Below are 2,123 nucleotides of genomic sequence, written 5' to 3'. Positions count from 1 at the left end.
CCGATACCCTTGGCTTATCGAGGGGCCGGGCTTAATCTCTCTCCGTTTGTTCAGAATTGGTTTTTCTTTCGGTGGCGCCTCCTCGATCGAGGAGGCGCCACCAATTTTCGAATTCTCTTGAGATGATGTATTTGGTCCCCCTCCCAAGAGGAGGCCCACACACCCGCACATCGATGACAGCCGGGTGACAGCCGCCTGACAGCGGGCCCGGCCGCGTGACAGGGGGCTGACAGCCGGGGCGGACAGCCTGGGGGCATGACAGGAATCGCCACCGCCCCGAACACGCGGGGAACCGCCGGGAACGCCGTCGAGGTGCACGGCATCGTCAAGCACTACGGCGCCACCAAGGCCCTCGACGGGGTCGACCTCACCGTCCGCGAGGGCACCGTCCTCGCCCTGCTCGGCCCCAACGGCGCGGGCAAGACCACCCTGGTGCGCGTTCTCTCCACCCTGATCAAGCCCGACGCCGGCACCGCGTACGTCGGCGGCTACGACGTCCTGCGCCAGCCCAAGCAGCTGCGCCGCACCATCGGCCTGACCGGCCAGTACGCCTCGGTGGACGAGCTGCTCTCCGGCTACGAGAACCTCTACCTGATCGGCCGACTGCTCGACCTCTCCAGCCGCGAGGCCAAGGCCCGGGCCGCCGAGCTGCTGGAGCGCTTCTCGCTCACCGAGGCCGCCAAGCGGCCCGCCAAGACCTACTCCGGCGGCATGCGCCGCCGCCTCGACCTGGCCGCCAGCATGATCGGCCGCCCCCGGGTGCTCTACCTGGACGAGCCCACCACCGGCCTGGACCCGCGCACCCGCAACGAGGTCTGGGACGAGGTGCAGCGGATGGTCGCCGAGGGCAGCACCGTCCTGCTGACCACCCAGTACATGGAGGAGGCGGAGCACCTCGCGAACGAGCTGACCGTCATCGACCGCGGCAAGGTGATCGCCAACGGCGCCGTCGCCGAGCTCAGGGCCAAGGTCGGCGGCCAGACCCTCCAGGTCCGCCCGGCGCACCCGGCCGAACTGCCCGAGATGGCCCGCTGCCTGCACGAGAGCGGCATCACCAGCGCCACCGTTTCCCCCGACGACGGCCTGCTCGCGGTGCCGATCACCGGCGAGGAGCAGCTGACCGCCGTCATCGCGGTGCTCGGCACCCGCGGCTTCGCGATCGCCGGCATCGACACCAAGGTGCCCAGCCTGGACGAGGTCTTCCTCGCCATCACCGGCAAGCCCGCCGCCGACGCGGCCACCGCCCCCGCCGCCAGCCTCGTCAAGGAGCCCGTCGCATGACCACCGCCACCATCGCCCCGGCCCGGGCCGAGAACGCCCGGGCCGAGGACGCCCGGATCGGCCTGGCCGGCACCCTGCGCCACATCGGCGCGCTGACCCGCCGCAACCTGATGCGGATCAAGGCCGACCCGGAGTCGATGTTCGACGCCGTGCTGATGCCGATCGTCTTCACCCTGCTGTTCGTCTACGTCTTCGGCGGCGCGATCGCGGGCGGTCAGGACGCCTACATCCAACGCCTGATCCCCGGGCTGCTCGGGCAGACCGGCATGACGCTGGCGCTGGCCGTCGGCACCGGCCTGAACAGCGACTTCCAGACCGGGGTGATGGACCGCTTCCGCACCCTGCCGATCGGACGGGCCTCGGTGCTGCTGTCCAAGCTCATGGCGGAGTCGCTGCGGGCGCTGCTCTCCTCCGCGATCCTGCTGGCCTTCGCCTTCATCCTCGGCTTCGAGCTGAAGACCGGCGTGCCGGAACTGCTGGCCGCGGTCGGTCTGTCGCTGGTGTTCGGCATGTCGATCGTCTGGATCTCGATGCTGCTGGGCATGTCGCTGCGCAGCGCCCAGGCCGTCCAGGGCGTCTCCATGCTGGTCCTGATGCCGATGCAGTTCGGCAGCTCGATCTTCGCGCCGACCGACACGATGCCGGGCTGGCTCCAGGCCTTCACCAAGGTCAACCCGCTGTCCGCGCTGGCCGACGCCGCCCGCGGGCTCCTCAACGGTGAGGGGGCGGTGGCCCACCCGGTGATGATCGTGCTGATCTGGTCCGTCGCCTCGACCGCGATCTTCGCCCCGCTCGCGGTGGCCCGCTTCCGCAAGCGGACCTGAGCGGGGCGACCATGACGG

2 protein-coding genes are annotated in these 2,123 nt (G+C 70.2%); both read left to right on the top strand.

Annotation, left to right across the window (positions count from 1 at the left end):
* The first annotated feature begins 255 nt into the window (after nt 1-255).
* Nucleotides 256-1,281 carry an ATP-binding cassette domain-containing protein gene (locus ACFVWU_RS44770; protein ID WP_387632458.1) on the top strand — a complete coding sequence of 342 codons (1,026 nt, stop codon included), beginning with the start codon at nt 256-258 and terminating at the stop codon, nt 1,279-1,281.
* Nucleotides 1,278-2,105, top strand: coding sequence for an ABC transporter permease (locus tag ACFVWU_RS44765; RefSeq protein ID WP_387632455.1), 828 nt, complete (start codon nt 1,278-1,280; stop codon nt 2,103-2,105). The genes ACFVWU_RS44770 and ACFVWU_RS44765 overlap by 4 nt, the downstream gene beginning before the upstream one ends.
* Nucleotides 2,106-2,123 lie beyond the last annotated feature (18 nt).

Source organism: Kitasatospora sp. NPDC058190, from assembly GCF_042883685.1.
Lineage (GTDB): Bacteria > Actinomycetota > Actinomycetes > Streptomycetales > Streptomycetaceae > Kitasatospora.
Note: the sequence above shows the minus strand (reverse complement) of the source record. Positions and strands in the feature narration are given on the sequence as shown.